This window comes from Vibrio thalassae (assembly GCF_900089835.1).
GTDB lineage: Bacteria > Pseudomonadota > Gammaproteobacteria > Enterobacterales > Vibrionaceae > Vibrio > Vibrio thalassae.
In genome coordinates, this window is sequence record NZ_OANU01000131.1 from 1 (window position 1) to 1,790 (window position 1,790).

The following is a 1,790-nucleotide window of genomic DNA, read 5'->3' on the forward strand; positions in this document are numbered from 1 at the left end:
GTGTGCCCGGAGTTCAGGGCTAGCATGGATGCTTAAATTGAACCACGAGTCTATCTGAAATCCACAGACTACGAGACAAGAGGTCGAGAGGCTGTGGCTACGCAGGGCTGTGACTGCTTATGAGTCTGGGCGGCAGTGACTTACCGATGCTGGTAAGGTGATGTAACCCGCTGACAACGGGGAGTGAGGCGAACTCGTTAAGCCAAGATGCTCCTCTAGGCTGAGTATTGGACGGATGAAGAACATGAACTGATTAACCCGCATCTATGGGCTGAAATGTCGCCACCGCCTACACGAGTTATCAGGCGGTATGATGTTGTGTGATTGATAGAGGTATGGTCAATACACACCGATTTAAAGAGGAAATGTATGCCTCTGAAATGGAAAGAAGTGTCATCACAGGTCAGCTTCTTAGCATCATCACCTTACAGAACGATAAGGTTAAAGACTGCGATCAGCATCCACCCCAATACGGTTGAGTTCAGATAGGTAAACCGGGGAAGGTCTGTTGGAATGTAAAGGGAGCATGCCCCCGATGACAAACAGGCTGACGGAGTTCTCGTAGTAGTCTGAGATGGGGAAAGCCCATTACATGGCGAAGGGGAACAGCTTAATTAACTTGTGTCAGCGAACTAGCTGACTGCAATAAGGTGAAGACCTTTGATAATCAGTGAAATGCAACACAAGCTAGCAACATGGACAGCAGACGACAAAACCCGCAGGGTCGACCGTCTGCTTCGGCTAATCTCTCATCCGGACTGGTTATACCATGCGGCAGAGAAAACTCTCTCTTCCAAAGGAGCCAGAACACCGGGAGTGGATGGTGTGACTAAACATCACCTGCAAGGGAAATTGGGCGACTATCTACGTGAGCTTAGGCTGGAACTACAATCCGGTAACTACCAGCCTATGTCCGCTAGACGCATCTATATACCTAAAGCAAATGGGAAGCAACGCCCGCTGGGCATTCCAACCCTGCGTGATCGCATAGTCCAACGGGCAATGCTGATGGCAATGGAGCCAATTTGGGAAAATGATTTCCACTCATTATCTTATGGCTTCAGACCAGAGCGCAGCGTGCACCATGCGATCCGCACAGTCAGATTACAGCTCACTGACTCTACAGACACTCGTGGTCGATGGGTAATCGAAGGTGACCTATCCAGTTACTTCGATACTGTACATCATCGACTATTGATGAAGTGTGTACGTAAGCGGATAAGCTGCAATGGTTTTCTTGATTTACTCTGGCGTTTTATCAAGTCAGGGCATGTTGAGAGAAACCTGTTCTGTGCAACGCATCAGGGTGTACCTCAGGGCGGCGTCATCTCTCCATTACTGTCGAATATCATGCTTAATGAGTTCGACCAGTATCTTCATCAACGCTATCTGAGTAAGAAAGCACGTAAAGACCGATGGTACTTAAACTACAGCATTAAGATAGGGCGCCGTTCAGCAATTGAAAATAACTGGCAGTGGCAACCAGCGGTTGCCTACTGTCGTTATGCCGATGACTTTGTTCTCGTAGTCAAAGGGACAAAACAAGATGCTGAAAATATCCGAGACGAATGTCGACTGTTCCTTGAAGGGAAGTTAAAGCTCACGCTGAATATGGAGAAAACCCATATCACGCATGTGAACGATGGCTTCGTCTTCTTGGGGCATCGGATTATCCGAAAACGTGGTCCTAGAGGAAACATGCGAGTCGTTACTACAATACCAAAGGTTAAGGCGAAAGCATTTACTCATGCGTTAGTAAAAGAGCTTTCAGGGGACTTTAGTTGCAGCAT

At 47.8% G+C, this 1,790-nt stretch carries 2 protein-coding genes; both read left to right on the top strand.

All coding sequences use genetic code 11. The features are described 5' to 3' along the window. Positions 1–335: 335 nt before the first annotated feature. Positions 336–479 (top strand): hypothetical protein, encoded by a 144-nt coding sequence (locus VTH8203_RS24665; protein ID WP_158296217.1) that lies wholly within the window; start codon positions 336–338, stop codon positions 477–479. A gap of 181 nt (positions 480–660) precedes the next feature. After that, on the top strand, positions 661–1,790 hold a 1,130-nt coding region (ltrA, locus tag VTH8203_RS22130), incomplete at its 3' end, for a group II intron reverse transcriptase/maturase (RefSeq protein WP_096995604.1).

What these genes read in the sequence shown, in the direction of transcription:
- VTH8203_RS24665 (WP_158296217.1), top strand. Translation starts at nt 336, where the DNA reads ATGGTCAATACACACCGATTTAAAGAGGAAATGTATGCCTCTGAAATG.